This window comes from Bifidobacterium leontopitheci (assembly GCF_009193355.1).
GTDB classification, from domain to species: Bacteria; Actinomycetota; Actinomycetes; order Actinomycetales; family Bifidobacteriaceae; genus Bifidobacterium; species Bifidobacterium leontopitheci.
Genome location: NZ_WBVT01000031.1, coordinates 1 through 18,730, shown reverse-complemented (window position 1 = coordinate 18,730; position 18,730 = coordinate 1). Strand labels below are relative to the sequence as shown.

Sequence of the window (18,730 nt, the reverse complement as noted above, 5' to 3'; positions counted from 1 at the left end):
GGCCCAACCTTCCTTCCTGCCGGCGATCATGCCGGTTCATGTCCGTATCCATGCTCACCAGTCCACTGCAATAGCATTCTTGCGCGGGCTGGACGGCTGCACGTTGTACTTCTGCATAAGGAATTCACCAATCTGCGCGAACACCGGTCCGGCGGTCATGCCGCCGTACGTGCCCTTCGGGTCCTTCATGACCACGGTGATGGCGAATTTCGGATTGTCGGCGGGGATCACGCCGGTGAAGTCTGCGACGATCGAAGTCAGCCGGCCGTCGGAGCCCGCCACCTCCGCGGTGCCGGACTTGGCGGCGATGCGGTATCCCTTGACGCTGACGACCTTGCTGTAGCTTTCGGCGACGGATTCCATCGCGTCCTTCACGTCGGCGGCGACCTTCTCGTCGATGACCCTGGTCGACGTACCCTCAGGCAACGTCTCGGTGCGGCCGTTGGCGTCGGTGACCGACTTGATCAGCGACTGCTGACGGCGCACGCCCTTGTTGCCGATGGTGGCGACGACGTTCGTCAGCTGGAGCGCGTTCGTCGAGTATCCCTGGCCGAACAGCACGGTGTTGCTGGTTCGCCCGTCCCACGATTCGGGGGTGCCGAGCTGGCCGCACGACTCGCCGGGGATGTTCAGGCCGCTGCTCTGCCCGATGCCGAATTTCGTCAGGAACTCGTAGCGCTGCTTGTTCGTGTACCGGGACGACGCCATGACCGTGCCCACGTTCGAGGAGTTCTTGATGATGCCGGCCAGCGTCCAGCGCTCGCTGCCATGCTGGGAGGAGTCATGGTACTCCTGGCCGTCCTTCGTGAACGAGTACGGCACGGTGAACTTGTCGGTCGCCTTGTGCAGTCCCGTCTGCAGCAGGCCGGACATGGTGATCACCTTGCCCGAGGAGCCGGGCTCGAAAGTCTCGCTGACGGCGCGCGACGTGGTCAGCTTCGCCTGGTCGCTGCCCGCCTTGATGTCGTCGGTGTCCTCGAGCGCGAGGATCTCGCCGCTGTCGATCTCCTGCACGACGGCGATGGCCCATGCGGCGCCGGTCTTCTTCTGGCCTTCCTTGAGCGCCTGCTTGACGTACCAGTCCACGTCATGGTCGATGGTGAGCGTGACGTCGGAGCCGTTGACCGCCGCCTTGGTGGCGGTGGTGGTGCCGGGGATCTCCTCGCCGCCGTTGCCGCGCTGGTAGACGACGTAGCCGTCGGTGCCGGTGAGGAGCGTGTTCTTCATCTGCTCGATGCCCGCGACACCCTTGCCGGAGTCGTCGACGCCGCCGAGCAGCGCGCCCAGCTGGGTGCCGTTGGCATAGACGCGCTGGCTGGTCAGCAGTCCGTAGACCACGCCGCCGAGATGCATGTCGTCGATGGCCCGTTTGACCGTCGGCGTCACGTTCTTCTTGAGCACCACGTACCGGCCGGTGCCGGTCAGCTGCGCGCCGAGCTCCTTGGCGTCCATCTTGAGCACGGGGGCGAGCATGCGGGCGACGGCCGCGGAGCCCTTCAGGCCGACGGGCTTGCCGTTCACGCTGTGGCAGAAGCCGGCCTGCTTGGCCTTGGTGGTGCCGCAGTCGATCGGGCTGAACGTGGAGACCGCCCATGGGTCGCCGACGATGTCGTAGCGTTCCACGCTCTGCGCGAGGACCGTGCCGTTGGTGTCCAGGATGCGGCCGCGCATCGAATGTACGACGACCTTCTGCGTGCGCGACTGCGTGGCCGCCTGCGCGGTGGTCTGCCCGTCGATCAGCTGGATCGCGACGAGCTGCGCCAGGCATGCAGACGCCACAAAGGCGAGGACGACGCCGATCGCGACGCATTTGACGAGGAACGCCCTCGGCCTGTACCAGTTGCGTATCGAGGCCATGAGGCCCGTCTGTCCTTTCATTGCGCGGACCCCTTGCTCGGCTTGTATCCGTTGAGGTCGATGGTGACGGAATCCTGCTGCGGGACCATGCCCATCTTCTGCGCCTTGTCCGGCAGGGACGACACGAGGGAGTCGAGCTTCGCCTGGTCGTCCTGCACGTCCTGGGTGAGCATGTCGATGCGCTCCTGCGTCTTGGCCGAGTCGAAGGAGTTCTGGACCATCTGCGTGCGCAGCATGAGGGTGCCGAGCAGCGTGGCCACCAGGAACACGATGGCGATGACGACGTGGACGAGGGACGTGCCGCGCATGCGGGTCCATTCGATGACCCGTTCGAGGTTGCCGGCCGCGGACGCCTTCACGTCATGCCTCGGGTTTTCGACGACATGCAGTTCGGGGCGCGCGGCGGGGCGGCCGCCCTGTTCGGCCTCGCGGCCTGCCGGAGCGGCGTCAGGTCGCGATGAAAGCATCGGTGCCGCCATGTCAGCGCCTCCTTCCGTGGTTGTCGTCGGTTCTTCCTGCAGTGTTGCGTCCTGTGCGCCGCGTGGCGCCGTCCCTGTCGTGAGCGACCGCGGCGCGGCGCGCGGGCCGCCCCTTGGCCTGTGCGACGCTGCGCTCATACGCGTCGTCGTCGCTTGCCTGCGCCAGATACCGGCTGCGCCAGCGCTGCGGCAGCGGGCGGATGAGCTCCACGCCGCGCAGTCTGACCGACGCCGAGCGGGGATTGCGCGCCACCTCGGCCTCGTCCGCCTTGACGGCGCCACGGGTCAGCGGCTCGAAGAACGGCTTGGCGTCCTCGGGAATGACGGGCAGCCCGGCCGGCGCGTCGATGCGCAGGCCCTCGGCCATGAACGTCTTCACCGTGCGGTCTTCGAGCGAGTGGTACGACTCGACGACCAGGCGGCCGTGGGGTGCGAGACGGCAGGCGATCTGCGGCAGCGTGCCGGCAAGCTTGTCCAGCTCGCCGTTGACCTCGATGCGCAGCGCCTGGAACACGCGCTTGGCGGGGTTGCCTGCAGGGCGGTGGGCCTGCGGCACGACCTCGTCGACGAGACGGGTCAGCTGGTCGGATGTGGTCAGCGGATCGCGGCCGCGGCGTTTGACGATCTCGCGGGCGATCTGCCGGGCGAACCGTTCCTCGCCGTATGTGCGGAAGATGCCGGCAAGCCGTTCGGCCGGGTATTCGGCCAGGATCTGCCGGGCGGTGAGCGTCTGGCTCACGTCCATGCGCATGTCGAGCGGCGCGTCGTGGGCGTAGGAGAACCCGCGGTCGGTCTCGTCGATCTGCAGGCTGGACAGGCCCAGATCCATGAACGCGGCGTTCACCCGGCGGACGCCCAGATCGTCCAGCACGGCGGAGAACTCGTCGAAGGCGGCATGCACGGGGGTGAAGCGGTCGGACAGCCCTTCGCCGGCGACCCGCTCGGTCGCCATCGCCAGGGCCTCCTCGTCACGGTCGATGCCGATCACCTTCGCGTTGGGGCATGCCTTGAGGAATGCGATGGTGTGCCCGGCCAGGCCCAGGGTGCAGTCGACCGCGACGGCGCCCTGGCCTTCGAGGGCAGGCGACATCAGGGACACGCACTCGTCAAGGAGCACCGGCTTGTGGATCGCTGAGAAATCGGTCATCAGAATCCCACCGCCGGCAGCACGTCGTCGGCTATGTCCGCATAGCCCTGTTCCTTTTCGTTCAAGTAACGCTCCCAAGCCTCTCGGTTCCATATCTCGGCGCGGGTCCCCACGCCGATCACCACGATGTCATTGCCCAGATTCGCGTAGTCGCGCAGCATCTGGGGCACCAATACACGGCCCTGCTTGTCGGGATCCTGGTCCACCGCCCCGGACAGGAACACGCGCAGGTAGTCGCGTGCGGCCTTGTTGCCCATCGACGTGTGCTGGATCTGCACGGCGATGCGGCGGAACTCGCTCTGCGGCAGCAGGTAGACGCACCGCTCCTGACCTCGCGCCATGACCAGACCGGGGCCAAGCTGGGAGCGGAATTTGGCGGGGAGCGCCATCCGTCCCTTGGCGTCGATCTTCGGCGTGTACGTGCCAAGCAGCAGCGGCGGAAGCGAAAACTGCTCCGCCGCAGCCGGATTCGTCATCGGCGCGGAGGCGGCTTCGTCAGCGCGAATCTGAGAGTCTTCGACCAACGTTCCACCTCCTTGACTTATGAATCCGGGTATACCGATTCACCACTTTACCCCACATCTCCCCATCTCACCCCACAAAATGCGTTTTTCGACGCGATATTGACGCGCTTCCTCCACAACACGGCCGAAGGCGGCCGCCGGACGCCATCGGCGCCCGGTGCGGCGACGTGCGCCTTCGAGCCTGCCCGCGGGCGCCCCGTGTAGGGCCCATGCGCTAGATTTGATTGCCTGAGTTTTCACCGAGAGAACGGAATTGCATGTCGGGATTTTCTTCGCAACTGCAGGAGGAACAGCACGAAGTGGACCGCGCGTACGCGCGGCTGGACGCGATGCGGGCCCAGACCCGCTCGCGGCTGGACGCGGTCCGTGCGGCGGGATCCCACGGATCGCCCACGCAGCGCACGGAACGCGACTCGTTCGCCACCATGTACGAGGACCGGCTCACGCAGCTGCGCGCCGTGGAGGACCGTCTCGTGTTCGGACGTCTGGACGATACGGCGGGCAGGCGCCGCTATATCGGGCGCATCGGCCTGTCCAGCGACGACCATGAGCCGATCCTCACCGATTGGCGCGCCGAGGCGGCCCGGCCGTTCTACGAGGCCACGCCGTCAAACCATGGCGACATCGTGATGCGCCGGCACATCACCCTGCACTTCCGCGATGTGGTGGGCGTCGAGGACGAGGTGCTGGACGTGCACTCCGATCAGGTCGGCAAGGCGTCGAAGGCGGGCACGCTCACCGGCGAGGGCGCGCTGCTGGCGTCGCTCAGCTCCCGGCGCACCGGCAAGATGACCGACATCGTCGCCACGATCCAGGCCGAGCAGGACCGCATCATCCGTTCGGACATGCGCCACGCCGTCGTGGTCCAGGGCGGCCCCGGCACCGGCAAGACCGCGGTCGCGCTCCACCGCGCCGCCTACCTGCTGTACACGCACCGGCGCACGCTCTCCAGATCCGGCGTGCTGGTGGTCGGCCCCAGCTCGACGTTCCTGCACTACATCGACCAGGTGCTCCCCTCGCTCGGCGAGACGGGCGTGGTCAGCCGCACGATCGCCGACCTCATCCCCGGCGTCACCGTCACCGACACCGACACCCCGCACGTCGCCATGCTCAAGGGTGACCGCCGCATGGCGCAGGTCGTCGCCGCGGCCGTCGCCATGCGCGAGCGCGTGCCCGCCGACCTGCCGACCGTGCATGTCAACGGCATCGCCGTGCGCATGACGCCGGTCGACATCACCAAGGCGATCGAACAGGCGAAGCGTGGCCGTCAGCCACACAACAAGGCGCGCGAGGCGTTCGTCCAGCACATGCTGGAGACGCTGCGCGACCGCTACGCGGAACAGCTCGACTACACGCCGTCCTCCGACGAGCTCGCCACAGCGTTGGCCCAGCTGCGCATGAACGACAAGGTCCGCGTCACCCTCAACCTCGCGTGGCTGCCGATGAACGCGCCGTGGCTGATCGCCAGCCTGTGGTCGAACCCCAAGCGGCTTCGGGCGATGGCGCCATGGCTGACCGAAGAGGACGCGCAGGCCCTGTACCGGCCGCGCGGCTCCGCCATGACGGTCTCCGACATCCCGCTGCTCGACGAGGCGATGGAACTGCTCGGCCCCGACCCCAAGCTCGCCGCGCAGCAGGCCGCCAAGGACGCGAAGCGCGCCGAGGAGGAGCAGTTCGCCCGAGACACGCTCGCCCAGTTCGGCGGCGGCTCGCTGGTCAACGCGCAGATGCTCGCCGACCAGATGAACGGCGACGGCGGCGAGGTGCTCTCGCAGCGTGCGGCCGCCGACCGCGAATGGACCTACGGCCATGTCGTCGTCGACGAGGCGCAGGAGCTGACCGCCATGGACTGGCGTATGCTGATGCGCCGCTGCCCGTCGCGCTCGTTCACCATCGTCGGCGACGTCGCGCAGACCGCGGCGCTTGGCGGCACGAGAATATGGAACCGCACCATGGACCGGCTGTTCGGCGAGCACGGCTGGGAGCTTGACGAGCTGACCATCAACTACCGCAATCCGCAGGAGGTCTCCGACCTGGCGTCGGATTTCGCGTCCAAGCAGGGACTCTATATCTCCACGGTGAACGCGGTGCGCACCATCGCCGACGCGGTGCGACGCGTCACCGTCGGCACCGGCGAGGAGCTGATGGAGCGGACCGCGGCGCAGGTGTGCGCGCTGACCCGCGACTATGTCGCCGCCGACGGCAGCGGCCGCGTCGCCGTCATCGCCCCCGAATCGCTGGTGTCGCCGCTGCGCTCGGCGATCGGCGCCGCACTGCCGGACGCGGTGGGCGCCAAGGAGGCCGACCGCCTCGCCGCGCAGCAGGAGTGGGAGGCGCAGGTCTCCGTCAGCACGACCGAGGCCGTCAAGGGTCTGGAGTTCGACGCGGTGGTGGTGGTGAACCCCGGCCGCATCGAGGAGGACGCGCCGTCGCGCCTGGTGGCCGCGTCCGACCTGTATGTGGCGATGACCCGTCCGACCCAGCGGCTGCTTATAGTGCGGACAAAGGAAGACGAAACGTCGTTGAGCCTCTAAGGTGGGAGTCATGGCAAAAGCTTTGTTATTGGAGAACATTCACCCCGACGCCGCGCAGTCGTTGCGCAACCACGGGTTCGAGGTGGAGAGCGCGAAGGGCGCGTTGAGCGAGGGCGAGCTCATCGACGCGCTGCAGGACGTCGATCTGCTGGGCATCCGGTCCAAGACGAGCGTCACCCGCGCCGTGATCGACGCATGCCCACGGCTGACCGCGGTGGGCTGCTTCTGCATCGGCACGAACCAGGTCGACCTCGACTATGCCGGCAAGCGGGGCATCGGCGTGTTCAACGCGCCGTATTCCAACACGCGTTCGGTCGTGGAACTGGTCATCTGCGACATCATCTGCCTGATGCGCCGCATCCCGGCGCACACCCACCACATGCGTCACGGCCTGTGGGACAAGTCGGCCTCCGGCTCGCACGAGGTGCGCGGCAAGACGCTGGGCATCATCGGCTACGGCAACATCGGCTCCCAGCTGTCCGTGCTGGCCGAGGCGCTCGGCATGCGCGTCGTGTTCTACGACATCGAGGAGAAGCTCGCCATGGGCAACGCCCACCGTTGCGAGACGCTCAACGAGCTGCTGGAGCAGTCGGATGCGGTCACGCTGCATGTGGACGGCCGCAAGGCGAACACCGGCTTCTTCGGCGAGGAGCAGTTCTCGCATATGAAGCAGGACTCCATCTTCATCAACCTGTCTCGTGGATTCGTGGCCGATCTGGCCGCATTGAAGCGTCATCTCGACGCCGGGCACCTGTCGGGCGCCGCGGTCGACGTGTTCCCGGTCGAGCCGAAGAAGAGCGGCGACCCGTTCGTCACCGACCTTGCCGACGAGGACAACATGATCCTCACACCGCATATCGGCGGTTCCACCCTTGAGGCCCAGGAGTCCATCGGCCATTTCGTCTCCCAGCGTCTTGAGGACTATTGGGAGAAGGGGTCCACGATGCTGTCGGTCAACCTGCCGCAGCTCACCCTCGGCCCGTGCAAGGGCGCCGTGCGCATCGCGCACCTGCACGCCAACCTCCCCGGCGTGCTCGCCCGCGTGAACCATGTGCTCGGCGAGGAGAACATCAACATCGCCGCCCAGTCGCTCGGCACCGAGGGCGAACTCGGCTATGTGGTGACCGACGTGTCCGAGAAGCCCAGCCAGAGCGCCCTGGATGCCTTGGGCCACTTGGAGGGCACGATCCGTATGCGCGTCATCGGCTGATGCGCGCGGCGTGGCCGGTCGGCTGACTGACGGCCGACCACGCCGTTGAGAAAACGAACAAGGGGCTGTGACGCCGCTTCATCCGCGACTGCCACAGCCCCTTGTTCGTACCGTACGATGACATGCGGCCGCCGGAACCTGCCATTCATGACGACGATTCATAATGCCGACGCGGCATAATGCCGTCGTTTCACGAAACCGACGGCTCAAAGGATTGCAACCCATGACGCCATGCGGAACGTCGTCAGCGCCTTCCCTTGACCTCCTTCGTCACCGCGGCAGCTGCCTCGGTTTCGGTGTCATCCTTGCCGGCTTCATGCGTGTCGGCGCCTTGTGCGCCCGCGGCCTGAAGACGCTCCGCACGCAATTCGTCAATGGCCTTCTGGAAGTCGTCGATGCTCTCAAAGTTCTGGTACACGCTGGCGAATCGCAGATACGCCACCTCATCAAGGTCGCGCAACGGCGGAAGGATGGCCTTGCCGACATCATCGGAGGCGATCTCCGCCAGACCGCGGGAGCGCAGATCCTCTTCGACGCGCTGTCCAAGCTTGCGCAGATCATCCTCGTTGATCGGCCTGCCCTGGCATGCCTTTCTCACGCCGGAGACCACCTTGCGGCGGTCGAACGGCTCCACGTTCCCCGAACGCTTGCGCACCAGCAGCATGGTGCTTTCCACGGTCGTGAACCGCTTATGGCAGACCTGGCACACACGACGGCGGCGAATCGAGAACCCGTCGTCGCTGATTCTCGTATCGACGACCTTGGTATCGGCATTCTGGCAATAAGGACAATGCATGTCCCTTACATTAGCGTATGGACTGACAAAACGTTTCAACTCAGCCGTGCCATGCGTGTCATTCGACGGGGACCAGCAGCCGCTGTCCGGTCTCCAAGGAGTCATCGTCAAGATGATTGAGCTGGACCAGCCTCGACACGGTGTCCCGCACATCGCCGCCGTCGGGGGTGATCGACTCCGCATACGACCACAGCGTGTCGCCCGGCTGCACCGTGTAGCTGGTGACCAATTGGGGATCCGCCACCGACTGCGCCGGATGAGGCAGCATCACGCCCGCCATGAAGGCGAGCATGAGCAGCAGGGATGTGACGGCGACCCTGATCCACGACGACGCGGCACGCCTGCGCCTGCGCACGGCGCCGTGAACCGAGGAGCGGACCGAAGAACGGACGGAGGCACCCATGACATCGACGTCGGCGATTTGGGTGCCAGCGATATGACGAACAGCGGACTTAGTGATCATATGTTCCATGTTCACCGTCTCCTTATCGAACTCATGTCTATCGAACGGTTGTACACATGATGACACGGTGGTTCGACAAACACAACACGCCATCTCGAACGCTTGTTTGTTTTGTTCGAATATCCGCGCTATGATATGGGACTATTACGAAAGGAGCCATCGTGAGCACTACCCCATCCGCCAGAAAAGCGCCGCAGCGGCAGCGGGACACCGACCTCACGGAACGTCAGCAGAAGGTGCTGACCGCCATCCGCGAGCACATAGCCAGCCACGGTTTCGCCCCTTCCTTCCGTGAGATCGGCGAAGTCGCAGGCCTGAAGAGCCCCTCGTCGGTGAAGCACCAGCTTCAGGCCCTGCAGAAGAAGGGATACCTGCACATCGGCGCGAACAAGGGCCGCGCCATCGAACTGTACGACACGGGCGTCCCGACGCAGACCGTCAACGTCCTCGCGCCGACGAACGGCGGCGAGGAGCCCAGCGAGTCGATTCTCACGTCACGGGACGTGCCGCTGGTGGGCCGCATCGCCGCCGGCGTCCCCATCACCGCGGAGCAGCATGTCGACGACGTCATGCGTCTTCCGGAACGCCTGACCGGCGGCGGCAAGCTCTTCATGCTCGAAGTGCACGGCGATTCGATGGTCGATGCCGCCATCTGCGACGGCGACTTCGTCGTCATCCGCGAACAGCATTCCGCGGTCAACGGCGATATCGTCGCGGCGCTGCTGGACGACGAGGCAACCATCAAGACGTTCCGCAACGACAACGGCCACGTCTGGCTGATCCCGCACAATCCGGCCTACTCCCCCATCGACGGCACGCACGCCCAGATCATGGGCAAGGTGGTCAGCGTACTGCGCCGCCTGTAGCCTGCCGCGCTGGTGTTGCCGCGACAGCCGTCACGGCGACAGTCGTCACGGCGACAGTCGTCACGGCGACAGTCGTCACGGCGATCACGAGTGCAGCTGGCCGGCGCTGGCGCTGCTGTAACCCTCCGGTTCTAGCTGGAACGTGGTGTGCGGCACGGAAACGGGGAAATGCTTGCGCAGGCACTCCTGCAGCTGCGAGAGCACTTCGGCCGCCTGCTCCATTGTCAGCCCACGCTCCACGACCACATGCGCCATGAGGATGGGCATGCCGGTCGAGACGGTGCTCGCATGCAGGTCATGCACGGCCACCACGTGAGGCACGTGCTCGAGATGCTCGCGGACCGCATCCAGGTCCAGTCCGTCCGGCGTCTCCTCAAGCAGGACCTTCAACGCGTTGCGCAGCAGCGTGACGGCACGGGGAATCATCATGAGCGCGATCAGCGCGCCGGCGATGGCATCGAAACCATCCCATCCGGTCAATGTCATGACCACGGCCGACGCGATGACGGCGACCGACCCCAACGCGTCGTTCACCACTTCGAGGAACGCCGCCTTCATGTTCATGTTGTCATTGTGCTGTCCTGCGAGAATCAGCATGGATCCGACGTTCGCCGCCAGGCCGATGATGCCGAAGGCCAGCAGCAGGTTCCCGTCGGCAATATGGTCGGACGATACGCCGAACAGCCTCATGCCGGCCTCGATCAGCGCGTACAGGCCGACGAACAGCAGGATCATCGAACCGGCCTCGGCGGTCAGCACCTCAAGCCGGGCCCACCCCCACGTGCGGGCGTTACTCGGCTTGCGCCGCATCAGCACCGCCGTCACCGTTGAAGCGATCAGCACCGACATGTCGGTGAGCATGTGGCCGGCATCCACCAACAACGCCAGCGAACCGGTGATGATGGCGCCGACGACCTCGGCGACGAACACGGTTCCGGTCAGCGCCAGCGTGTAGGTCAGACGCCGCTGATGGGCGCGGCTCGCTGCCTCGGCATCCGCCGTCGTCATGCCGGTCGCCGTCGTCCCGACCGTCGTCATATGGTCGTGTGCCATGTCATCCGCCTTTCCGCGAGAGCCTCCGCCGTGCGAATTGATGGTGAGAGCGTTTCTCACCATCATTCTCAATTAGCCGCCTTAACGCGAAAACCCCGGGCAAAGCCGGGGTTTTCACACGTGGATACCGATTATAGCAGGTATCAGAAGCCGAACTTGGCGGCGGTCTCCTTCAGCGTCTCAGCAGAACGCTTCAGAGCGGCGAGCTCCTTGTCGGAGACAGGCGTGTTGATGGCGGTGTTGACGCCCTTGCGGTTGAGCAGGGTCGGCACGGACATGCACACGCCGGAGATGCCGTGGAAGTCCTTCAGCATGGAGGACACCGGCAGGATGCGGTTGGTGTCGTGCATGACGGCCTCGATGATGTCGACGCCGGACATGCCGATCGCGTAGTTGGTCGCGCCCTTGCCGTTGATGATCTTGTAGGCGGCGTTCTTGACCTCCTGGTGGATCTCCTCACGCTTGGCGGCGTCGAGCGGCTCGTGGCCCGGCAGCGGGGTCCAGTCGCACATCGGGACGCCACCGATGGTGGCGGAGGCCCACAGCGGGACCTCGGAGTCGCCGTGCTCGCCGGCGATGTAGGCGTGGACGTTCTTGACGTTGACGCCGGTCTGCTGGGCGATCAGGAAGCGCAGACGGGCGGAGTCCAGGTTGGTGCCGGAGCCGAAGATCTGGTTCTCAGGAAGGCCGGACAGCTTCTGGGCGACGTGCGTGACAATGTCGACCGGGTTGGTGATGAGCATGTAGATGGCGTTCGGGGCGACCTTGATGAGGTTCGGGATGATCGACTTCATGATGTTGATGGTCGCGCCAGCGAGGTCCAGACGGGACTGGCCAGGCTTCTGACGAGCGCCGGCGGTGATGACCACCATGTCGGCGTCGCGGCAGATCTCGGGATCGTCGGAACCGTCGATGGAGACCGTCGGGTAGAAGCTGGAACCGTGCTGCATATCGAGCACCTCGGCCTCGACGCGCTCCTTGGCGATGTCCTCGAGGACGATCTCACGAGCGAGACCGCGCTGGGCGGCGGCGAAGGCGAGAGTGGAGCCGACAGCGCCGGCACCGACGATAGCGAGCTTAGTGGGCTTGATTGGTGAATCCACCATGTTGCAGACCTCTCTTTTGCACAATGCACCCGTATGGTCACGGGCTTCATTTGGACAACACCATCACTCTATCTACACATGGTGACGTTTGACATGCGTTCATAACGGTTCACACGCCACATGGCAACGTGATTTGCCTCACAGTTCTGTGAACGCTCACCCGCCGCTCACGCGCCGGCCGCATCCTCCTCGGGCGTGTCGACCGCCTGCTCGACGACCTTCGCGGCGAGTCCGCTGTCGACGTCCGCCTCCAGCCACACGCCGTCCGCCCGGTATTCGACCGATTCGACGCTGCCGTACTCGCGCACGCGCGACAGCAGCGAGCCCGCGGAATACGGCAGCAGCGCGGACACGTGCACGCCGGGGACTGGGAGCATCGACTCGATGCGCCCGCGCAGCGCGTCCAGCCCCTCGCCGGAGTACGCCGACGCGAGCAGCGCGTCCGGCTCAAGCGCGGTCAGGCGTTGTCTGGTGATGTCGTCGATGCGGTCGACCTTGTTGAAGACGAGCACGCGCGGTATCTCCGCCGCGCCCTCGATGTCGGCGAGCACGGCGTTGACCGCATCGACCTGCGAGAAGGGGTCGGGATGCGAGCCGTCGACCACGTGCAGGATCAGGTCGGCCTCGGCGACCTCCTCGAGCGTCGACTTGAACGCCTCGATCAGCTGCGTGGGCAGGTTGCGCACGAAGCCGACCGTATCGACGTACGCGTAGAGGCGCCCGTCCTTCGCCTTCGCACGCCTCACCGCGGTGTCGAGCGTGGCGAACAGCGCGTTCTCGACGAGCTCCGCGGAGCCGGTGAGCCGGTTCGTGATCGACGATTTGCCGGCGTTCGTATACCCGACCACCGCGACCGTGGGCAGGCCGTAGCGGCGTCTCGCACCCCGCTTGACCTCGCGGGCGGGGGCCATCTGCCGGATCTGGCGGCGCAGACGGGCGATCCTGGTGCGGATCACACGACGGTCCATCTCGATCTTGGTCTCGCCCGGGCCTCGCGAGCCGATGCCGGCATCCGCGCCCGCGGCCCGACCGCCGGCCTGGCGCGACAGCGAGCCGCCCCAGCCTCGCAGTCTCGGCAGCATGTACTCCAGCTGGGCGAGCTCCACCTGCGCCTTTCCTTCGCGGCTGGTGGCGTGCTGCGCGAAGATGTCGAGGATGACGGCGGTGCGGTCCACGACCTTGACCTTGGTGGCGTCCTCCAGCGCGCGCCGCTGGCTGGGCGGCAGATCATCATCGACGATGATGGTGTCGGCCTCGTTCTGGGCGACGATGTCGGCGAGCTCGCCGACCTTGCCGGAGCCGACATAGGTCGCCGGATCGGGCCTAAGACGCTGCTGCAGCAGGCCGTCGCACACCACGGCGCCGGCGGTCTGGGCGAGCGCGGCGAGCTCTCGCAACGATTCCTCGGCCTGCGCCGCGGTCGAGTCCGCGCTCGACCAGACGCCGACGAGCACGACGCGCTCCAGACGCACCTTGCGGTATTCGACCTCGGTGACGTCCTGCATCTCGCCAAGACCGGCGACCCGTTTCAGCTGGTTGCGCGACTCGCGTTCGCGCCACTCCTCGTTGCTCTCCTGCGCCGCGCCGCCGACCTCGTCAAGCAGCACCTCCGACCTGTCGGCGAGCACGCCCGTCAGCCGCGGCGCCTCCCCGCCGTCCGTCACGACCTCTGCATTCTCCTGGCTCAATGGCTCCTCTGGATTCTTTTCACACGATTGAACTATGGTTGGTTGTTATTATCATCGTTTTGGCAGACATGGACCTTTCCGCGGGCGCCGCCCACGGCCCGCGACGATTCCGGCGGACGGGACATGAGGACACAGGCAGAGGTGTGAGATGAGCGAACAGTATTTCAGTGCGGAACCGTCGTCCGCCGACGTGCGCAGGCGGCTGACCGTGACGTTGCAGGGGCGTGAGACCACCGTGGAGACCTCGAACGGGGTCTTCTCCGGCTCCCGGCTCGACTTGGGCACGTCCGTGCTGCTGCGCGAGGTCCCCGAGCCGCCGGCGCAGGGCGTGCTGCTGGACATCGGCTGCGGATGGGGTCCGGTCGCCCTCGCCCTGGCGTTCGCCTCCCCCGAGGCCGACGTGTGGGCGGTGGACGTCAACGAGCGCGCGGTGGAGCTCACCGCGGCGAACGCCGGCGCGAACGGCTGCGCGAACGTCCACGCGGTGACGCCGGACCAGGTGCCGGGCGATCTTCGGTTCGACGCGATCTGGTCGAACCCGCCAATCCGCGTGGGCAAGGAGGCGCTGCACGAGCTGCTCATGACATGGCTGCCGCGGCTCAAGGAGGGTGGCGCCGCGTATCTGGTGGTACAGCGCAACCTTGGTGCGGATTCGCTGATCCCGTGGCTCGCCACGGCGCTGGGCGACGGCTACGACGTGTCGAAGTACCACTCGGCCAAGGGATATCGGGTCATCGAGGTGCTGCGCCACTGACGAAGACCGTCGACGGCGCCGCCGCGCCCGTATCGCATTGGATGCATTGGATAAGGTGAGGGACAGACAAACCATATGAAGTTCGAGTATCCTTCCGAACTGCCGGTTTCCGCGGCACGCGACGACATCGCGCGGGCCGTGACGCACAGTCAGGTGGTCATCGTCTCCGGACAGACGGGTTCCGGCAAGACGACCCAGCTGCCGAAGATCCTGCTGGAGCTGGGCCGAGGCTCGCACGGACGGCAGATCGTGCACACGCAGCCGCGGCGCATCGCCGCGCGCACGGTCGCCGAGCGCATCGCCGCGGAGATGGGCGTGCGCCTCGGCGACGAGGTGGGCTATCAGGTCCGCTTCACGGACGAGTCATCGCCGAAGACCCGGCTGCGCGTCGTCACCGACGGCATTCTGCTCGCGCAGATCCAGCGCGACCCCAAGCTCAGCCAGTACGACACGATCATCATCGACGAGGCACACGAGCGCAGCCTCAACATCGACTTCCTGCTCGGCTATCTGACGGCCCTGCTGCCCAAGCGGCGCGACCTCAAGCTGGTCATCACGTCGGCGACCATCGACTCGGTGAAGTTCCAGGAGCATTTCGAACACGCCCTGCACACCAAGGTGCCGGTGATCGAGGTCTCCGGCCGCACGTATCCCGTGCAGGTCGTCTACGAGCCGCTCGGCACGGCTCCGGCGCTCATGCGGCACGTGCCCGGCTTCGAGACGGGCGCCATGCCCGGCGAGGAGGCGTATGACGAGCTGACCGCCGCCCCGTCGCGCGACGACGCACGCGGCGGACGCGGCGACTCGCGGCGGGACGTCGACATGGACATGCCGACCGCCGTGGCGCGTGCCTGCGCCGAGCTGGTCATTCATTCCAGCCATGAGCGCGGCGCACGGGACATCCTCGTGTTCGCTTCCGGCGAACGCGACATCCACGAGTTCGAGACCGCGCTGCGCCGCCATTACGGCCCGCGCGCCGACGACATGCGGCGACCGGACGCCATCGAGATCATGCCGCTGTTCGCGAGGCTGTCGGCCAAGGACCAGCACAAGGTCTTCGAGCCGCACACGCACCAGCGCATCGTCATCGCCACGAACGTGGCCGAGACGTCGCTGACCGTGCCGGGCATCCGGTATGTCGTCGACCCCGGCACCGCGCGCATCTCGCGCTATTCCAAGACGGCGAAGGTGCAGCGCCTGCCGATCGAGCCGATCAGCCAGGCAAGCGCCGACCAGCGCGCCGGCCGATGCGGCCGTATCGCCGACGGCATCGCGATCCGCCTCTACTCGCGCGAGGACTACGAGACGCGTCCTCGCTTCACCGAACCGGAGATCCTGCGCACGTCGCTGGGCGCCGTCGTGCTGCACATGCTGTCGGTCGGCGTGGCACGCACCGCCGAGGACGTGACGAATTTCGGATTCATCGACCCGCCGGACATGAAGGCCGTCTCCGACGGCTTCAACGAGCTGACCGAGCTGAAGGCGATCGCCCGTCACCGCGGCGAGGTGACGCTCACGCACACGGGCCGCCAGCTCGCCCGCATCCCCATCGACGTGCGCCTGGGCCGCATGGTCATCGAGGCGGCGAAGTCGACCACGCCGGACACGGTCGCCGCCGTGCTGGTGATCGTCGCGTTCCTCAGCCTGCAGGATCCTCGTGAGCGTCCCGACGACGCGCGCGAGGAGGCGGACCGCATCCACAACCGCTATGCCGACGAGACGAGCGACTACCTGACTGCGCTCAACATCTGGGACCGTGTCTTCCAGGCGGACGGCGAGCCGAGCAACTCGGCGCTGCGCCGCATCTGCAAGACCGAGTATTTCAGCTGGCTGCGCATGCGCCAGTGGCGAGATCTGGTCAAGCAGCTGACCGACATGTGCCACGAGCTCAAGTTCAAGGTAGGCGTGCCGCAGCCGGCGTCGCGCCCCGAGCTGACGGTCCGGCAGCTGCCGATCAACCAGCAGGCCGCCCATTCGCTGTGCTGCTCGTGGGATTCGCGCGGCATCCACACGTCGATGCTCGCCGGCCTGCTGTCGATGATGGGCATGCAGGTCGTTCACGAGCCGAAGGCGTCCGACTTCACTGGGCTCAAGGGCGCGGCGAAGGCCCGTGCCATGAAGCGCGCGCAGAAGAGCGCCCGGAACGACTACCAAGGCGCGCGCGGCATGCATTTCGCGCTGTTCCCCGCCTCGGCGGTCGCCAAGTCGACGCCGCCGTGGGTGATGAGCACCGAGCTGGTCGAGACGAGCCGCCTGTGGGCCCGTTACAGCGCGGCCATCGACCCGGCGTGGGCGGAGCCGCTGGCAGGCCAGCTGACGCGCACGACGTACGCGGAGCCGCACTGGTCGGGCTCGCGCGGCTCGGCGGTGGCGAGCGCCAAGGTGCTGTTGTACGGCCTGCCGATCGTGACCGACCGGACCGTGCAGTGGGGGCGCATCAACCCGATGGAGGCGCGTGACTTCCTGATCCGTCAGGGTCTGGTCGAAGGCGACATCCAGCAGCGGTTCTCCTATGACGACTTCGTGGGACGCAACCGCGACATTCTCGAGGACGCGGCCGAGGACGCGAACCGCACGCGTCAGGTGGCGCAGACGGTCAGCGACGAGGACCTGTACGACTTCTACCAGTCGGTGATCCCCAACGACGTGACCTGCGTTGCCGACCTGGCGAAATGGTGGAAGACGACGCACGACCAGCAGCCGCATCTGCTGGATTTCGACCCGGACAAGGTGGAGCGCCTGGCGGCGGCCGAGTCGGTAAGCCTCGCCGACTACCCCGACCATTGGCATACCGTCGGCACGGACGGCCAACCGATCGACCTGCGGCTGAGCTACGTGTACGACCCGCACGACCCGGCGGACGGCGTCACCGTGCACGTGCCGTTGAAGGCGCTGTCGCGGCTGACGACGGAACAGTTCACATGGAATGTGCCGGGCCTGCTCGACGAGCTGCTCGTCGCGATGATCAAGGCGCTGCCGAAGGCGCTGCGCGTGCAGTTCGTGCCCGCTCCGGACACGGCGCGCAAGATCCGCGCGTGGATCGACGACCGCTACCCCGACCTTCCGGGCTCAGGCGAGATGGGCAGGCCTCATCTGCCCGACGATGCCGGGCAGACGGACGACGGGCACATGTGGCCCGACCTGCCGCACGTGTTCACGCAGGCGGCGATCGCGACCGTCGGCGCGCAGATCCATCCCGAAGTGCTGAACGACGACCTGTGGGAGCGTCTCACGCCGTACCTGCGGATGACGTTCGCGGTCGAGCAGCAGCTGCCCGCCCCGCAGGGCAGGCGCGGACGACGGCCCGCGCGCGGCCCGGTCAAGGTGCTGGGCAGCGGCAAGTCGCTGGTCGAGCTGCAACGCCGTTTCGCCGAGCAGGCGGAGGCGTCGGCGCGGCAGATGATCAAGCGCAAGGCCGACCGTGCCGCCGATCAGGGCAAGCTGGTGGAGCAGGCGAACCTGCTGCACAAGGCCGGCGCGACCACCGAGTCGCGGGCGGCGATGCTGTGGCGTGGCGCGTTGGACGCGCTGCGGCTGCCGTCCGAGCGCATCTCGTCGCGCTGGCTTGGCGCGGAGGCGCTGATGCTCGCGTCCGCCCCCTACCGTTCGACGAAGGATCTGGTGGAGGACCTGCAGCTGGCCGCGGTCAAGCGGCTGCTGCCGACAATCGACACGCTGCCCGACGACAAGGCGCTTGCCGACGCCGTGCTGGACGTGCACGAGGTGTTCGAGGATACGGTCTACGCGGTGGCGCATGACGTGATCGCCATCCTCAAGCAGTATGCGCAGGTCGACAAGGCGACGTCAGGCAAGGCGGACCTGCCGATGCTCTCGGTGCTGCAGTCGGTGCGCGAGCATATCGCCACGCTGGTGTTCCCCGGGTTCATCGGCGCCGCTCCCCCGGACGCGCTGAAGAACATCCCCCGGTATCTTGCGGCCGACCTGATGCGCCTGACCAAGGCGAAGACCGACAAGAACCGCGACGTGCGGTGGGCGTGGGAGGCGGACGAGGCCAAAACGCTGGTGGACAAGGCCGCGGCGAAGGCGAAGGCCGAGCCCGCCGGCCCGAAGCATGAGGCGATGGCCAAGCAGGCCGAAACGGCCCGTTGGATGCTCGAGGAGTTCTACGTGTCCCTGTGGGCGCAGGAGCTGGGCACCGCGAAGCCGGTGAGCATCAACCGCATCAAGAAGGCGCTGGCCTGATCCCCTCGCCGTCTTCATCCCCTCATCCCCTCATCCCCTCACCCCTTCAC

The 18,730-nt window shown here is 66.6% G+C and carries 13 protein-coding genes and 1 pseudogene; 5 read left to right on the top strand and 9 right to left on the bottom strand.

Annotated features, from left to right (window positions below; all coding sequences use genetic code 11):
- Positions 1-54: 54 nt before the first annotated feature.
- From F7D09_RS08705 to mraZ, 4 genes are read right to left on the bottom strand one after another with little or no spacing between them, the layout of a single operon-like run.
- Positions 55-1,878, bottom strand: coding sequence for a peptidoglycan D,D-transpeptidase FtsI family protein (locus tag F7D09_RS08705; RefSeq protein ID WP_152235010.1), 1,824 nt, complete (start codon positions 1,876-1,878; stop codon positions 55-57).
- Positions 1,875-2,336 carry a hypothetical protein gene (locus tag F7D09_RS08700; protein WP_152235008.1) on the bottom strand — a complete coding sequence of 154 codons (462 nt, stop codon included), beginning with the start codon at positions 2,334-2,336 and terminating at the stop codon, positions 1,875-1,877. Before F7D09_RS08700 ends, F7D09_RS08705 begins: the two co-directional genes overlap by 4 nt.
- A gap of 1 nt (position 2,337) precedes the next feature.
- The gene (gene rsmH / locus F7D09_RS08695) at positions 2,338-3,483 is read right to left on the bottom strand and encodes a 16S rRNA (cytosine(1402)-N(4))-methyltransferase RsmH (RefSeq protein ID WP_152235006.1); all 1,146 of its coding nucleotides are present in this window, start codon (positions 3,481-3,483) and stop codon (positions 2,338-2,340) included.
- The gene (mraZ, locus tag F7D09_RS08690; RefSeq protein WP_193312410.1) at positions 3,483-4,007 is read right to left on the bottom strand and encodes a division/cell wall cluster transcriptional repressor MraZ; all 525 of its coding nucleotides are present in this window, start codon (positions 4,005-4,007) and stop codon (positions 3,483-3,485) included. Before mraZ ends, rsmH begins: the two co-directional genes overlap by 1 nt.
- Before the next feature lie 257 nt (positions 4,008-4,264).
- Here mraZ and F7D09_RS08685 point away from each other — a divergent pair, with 257 nt between their 5' ends.
- Together F7D09_RS08685 and serA are read left to right on the top strand one after the other, a co-directional pair.
- A complete protein-coding gene (locus F7D09_RS08685; RefSeq protein ID WP_152235004.1) occupies positions 4,265-6,541 on the top strand; it encodes a HelD family protein in 2,277 nt (758 codons plus the stop codon).
- A gap of 10 nt (positions 6,542-6,551) precedes the next feature.
- On the top strand, positions 6,552-7,751 hold the full coding sequence (serA, locus tag F7D09_RS08680; RefSeq protein ID WP_152235002.1) for a phosphoglycerate dehydrogenase: 1,200 nt from the start codon (positions 6,552-6,554) through the stop codon (positions 7,749-7,751).
- Positions 7,752-8,103: 352 nt separating this feature from the next.
- Here the strand turns inward: serA and nrdR are convergent.
- Both nrdR and F7D09_RS11730 read right to left on the bottom strand, forming a co-directional pair.
- Positions 8,104-8,547 (bottom strand): annotated as a pseudogene (nrdR, locus tag F7D09_RS08675) (transcriptional regulator NrdR); the annotation flags it as partial.
- Between the two features lie 58 nt (positions 8,548-8,605).
- Entirely contained in the window at positions 8,606-9,019 is a 414-nt protein-coding gene (locus F7D09_RS11730) for a LysM peptidoglycan-binding domain-containing protein (RefSeq protein ID WP_376863013.1), read from the bottom strand.
- A 152-nt stretch (positions 9,020-9,171) separates the two neighbouring features.
- Between F7D09_RS11730 and lexA the strand changes: the two genes are divergently transcribed.
- On the top strand, positions 9,172-9,876 hold the full coding sequence (lexA, locus tag F7D09_RS08665) for a transcriptional repressor LexA (RefSeq protein WP_152234998.1): 705 nt from the start codon (positions 9,172-9,174) through the stop codon (positions 9,874-9,876).
- An 84-nt stretch (positions 9,877-9,960) separates the two neighbouring features.
- On the opposite strand, the gene F7D09_RS08660 is transcribed toward lexA, so the two are convergent.
- From F7D09_RS08660 to hflX, 3 genes are all read right to left on the bottom strand, one after another.
- Positions 9,961-10,929 carry a cation diffusion facilitator family transporter gene (locus F7D09_RS08660; RefSeq protein ID WP_193312409.1) on the bottom strand — a complete coding sequence of 323 codons (969 nt, stop codon included), beginning with the start codon at positions 10,927-10,929 and terminating at the stop codon, positions 9,961-9,963.
- A gap of 143 nt (positions 10,930-11,072) precedes the next feature.
- On the bottom strand, positions 11,073-12,035 hold the full coding sequence (locus F7D09_RS08655; RefSeq protein ID WP_152234996.1) for an L-lactate dehydrogenase: 963 nt from the start codon (positions 12,033-12,035) through the stop codon (positions 11,073-11,075).
- 167 nt (positions 12,036-12,202) lie between these two features.
- A complete protein-coding gene (gene hflX, locus F7D09_RS08650; protein WP_193312408.1) occupies positions 12,203-13,723 on the bottom strand; it encodes a GTPase HflX in 1,521 nt (506 codons plus the stop codon).
- A gap of 148 nt (positions 13,724-13,871) precedes the next feature.
- Here hflX and F7D09_RS08645 point away from each other — a divergent pair, with 148 nt between their 5' ends.
- Entirely contained in the window at positions 13,872-14,477 is a 606-nt protein-coding gene (locus F7D09_RS08645) for a class I SAM-dependent methyltransferase (protein ID WP_152234994.1), read from the top strand.
- A gap of 75 nt (positions 14,478-14,552) precedes the next feature.
- The gene (locus tag F7D09_RS08640) at positions 14,553-18,680 is read left to right on the top strand and encodes a DUF3418 domain-containing protein (protein WP_152234992.1); all 4,128 of its coding nucleotides are present in this window, start codon (positions 14,553-14,555) and stop codon (positions 18,678-18,680) included.
- Positions 18,681-18,730: the final 50 nt, after the last annotated feature.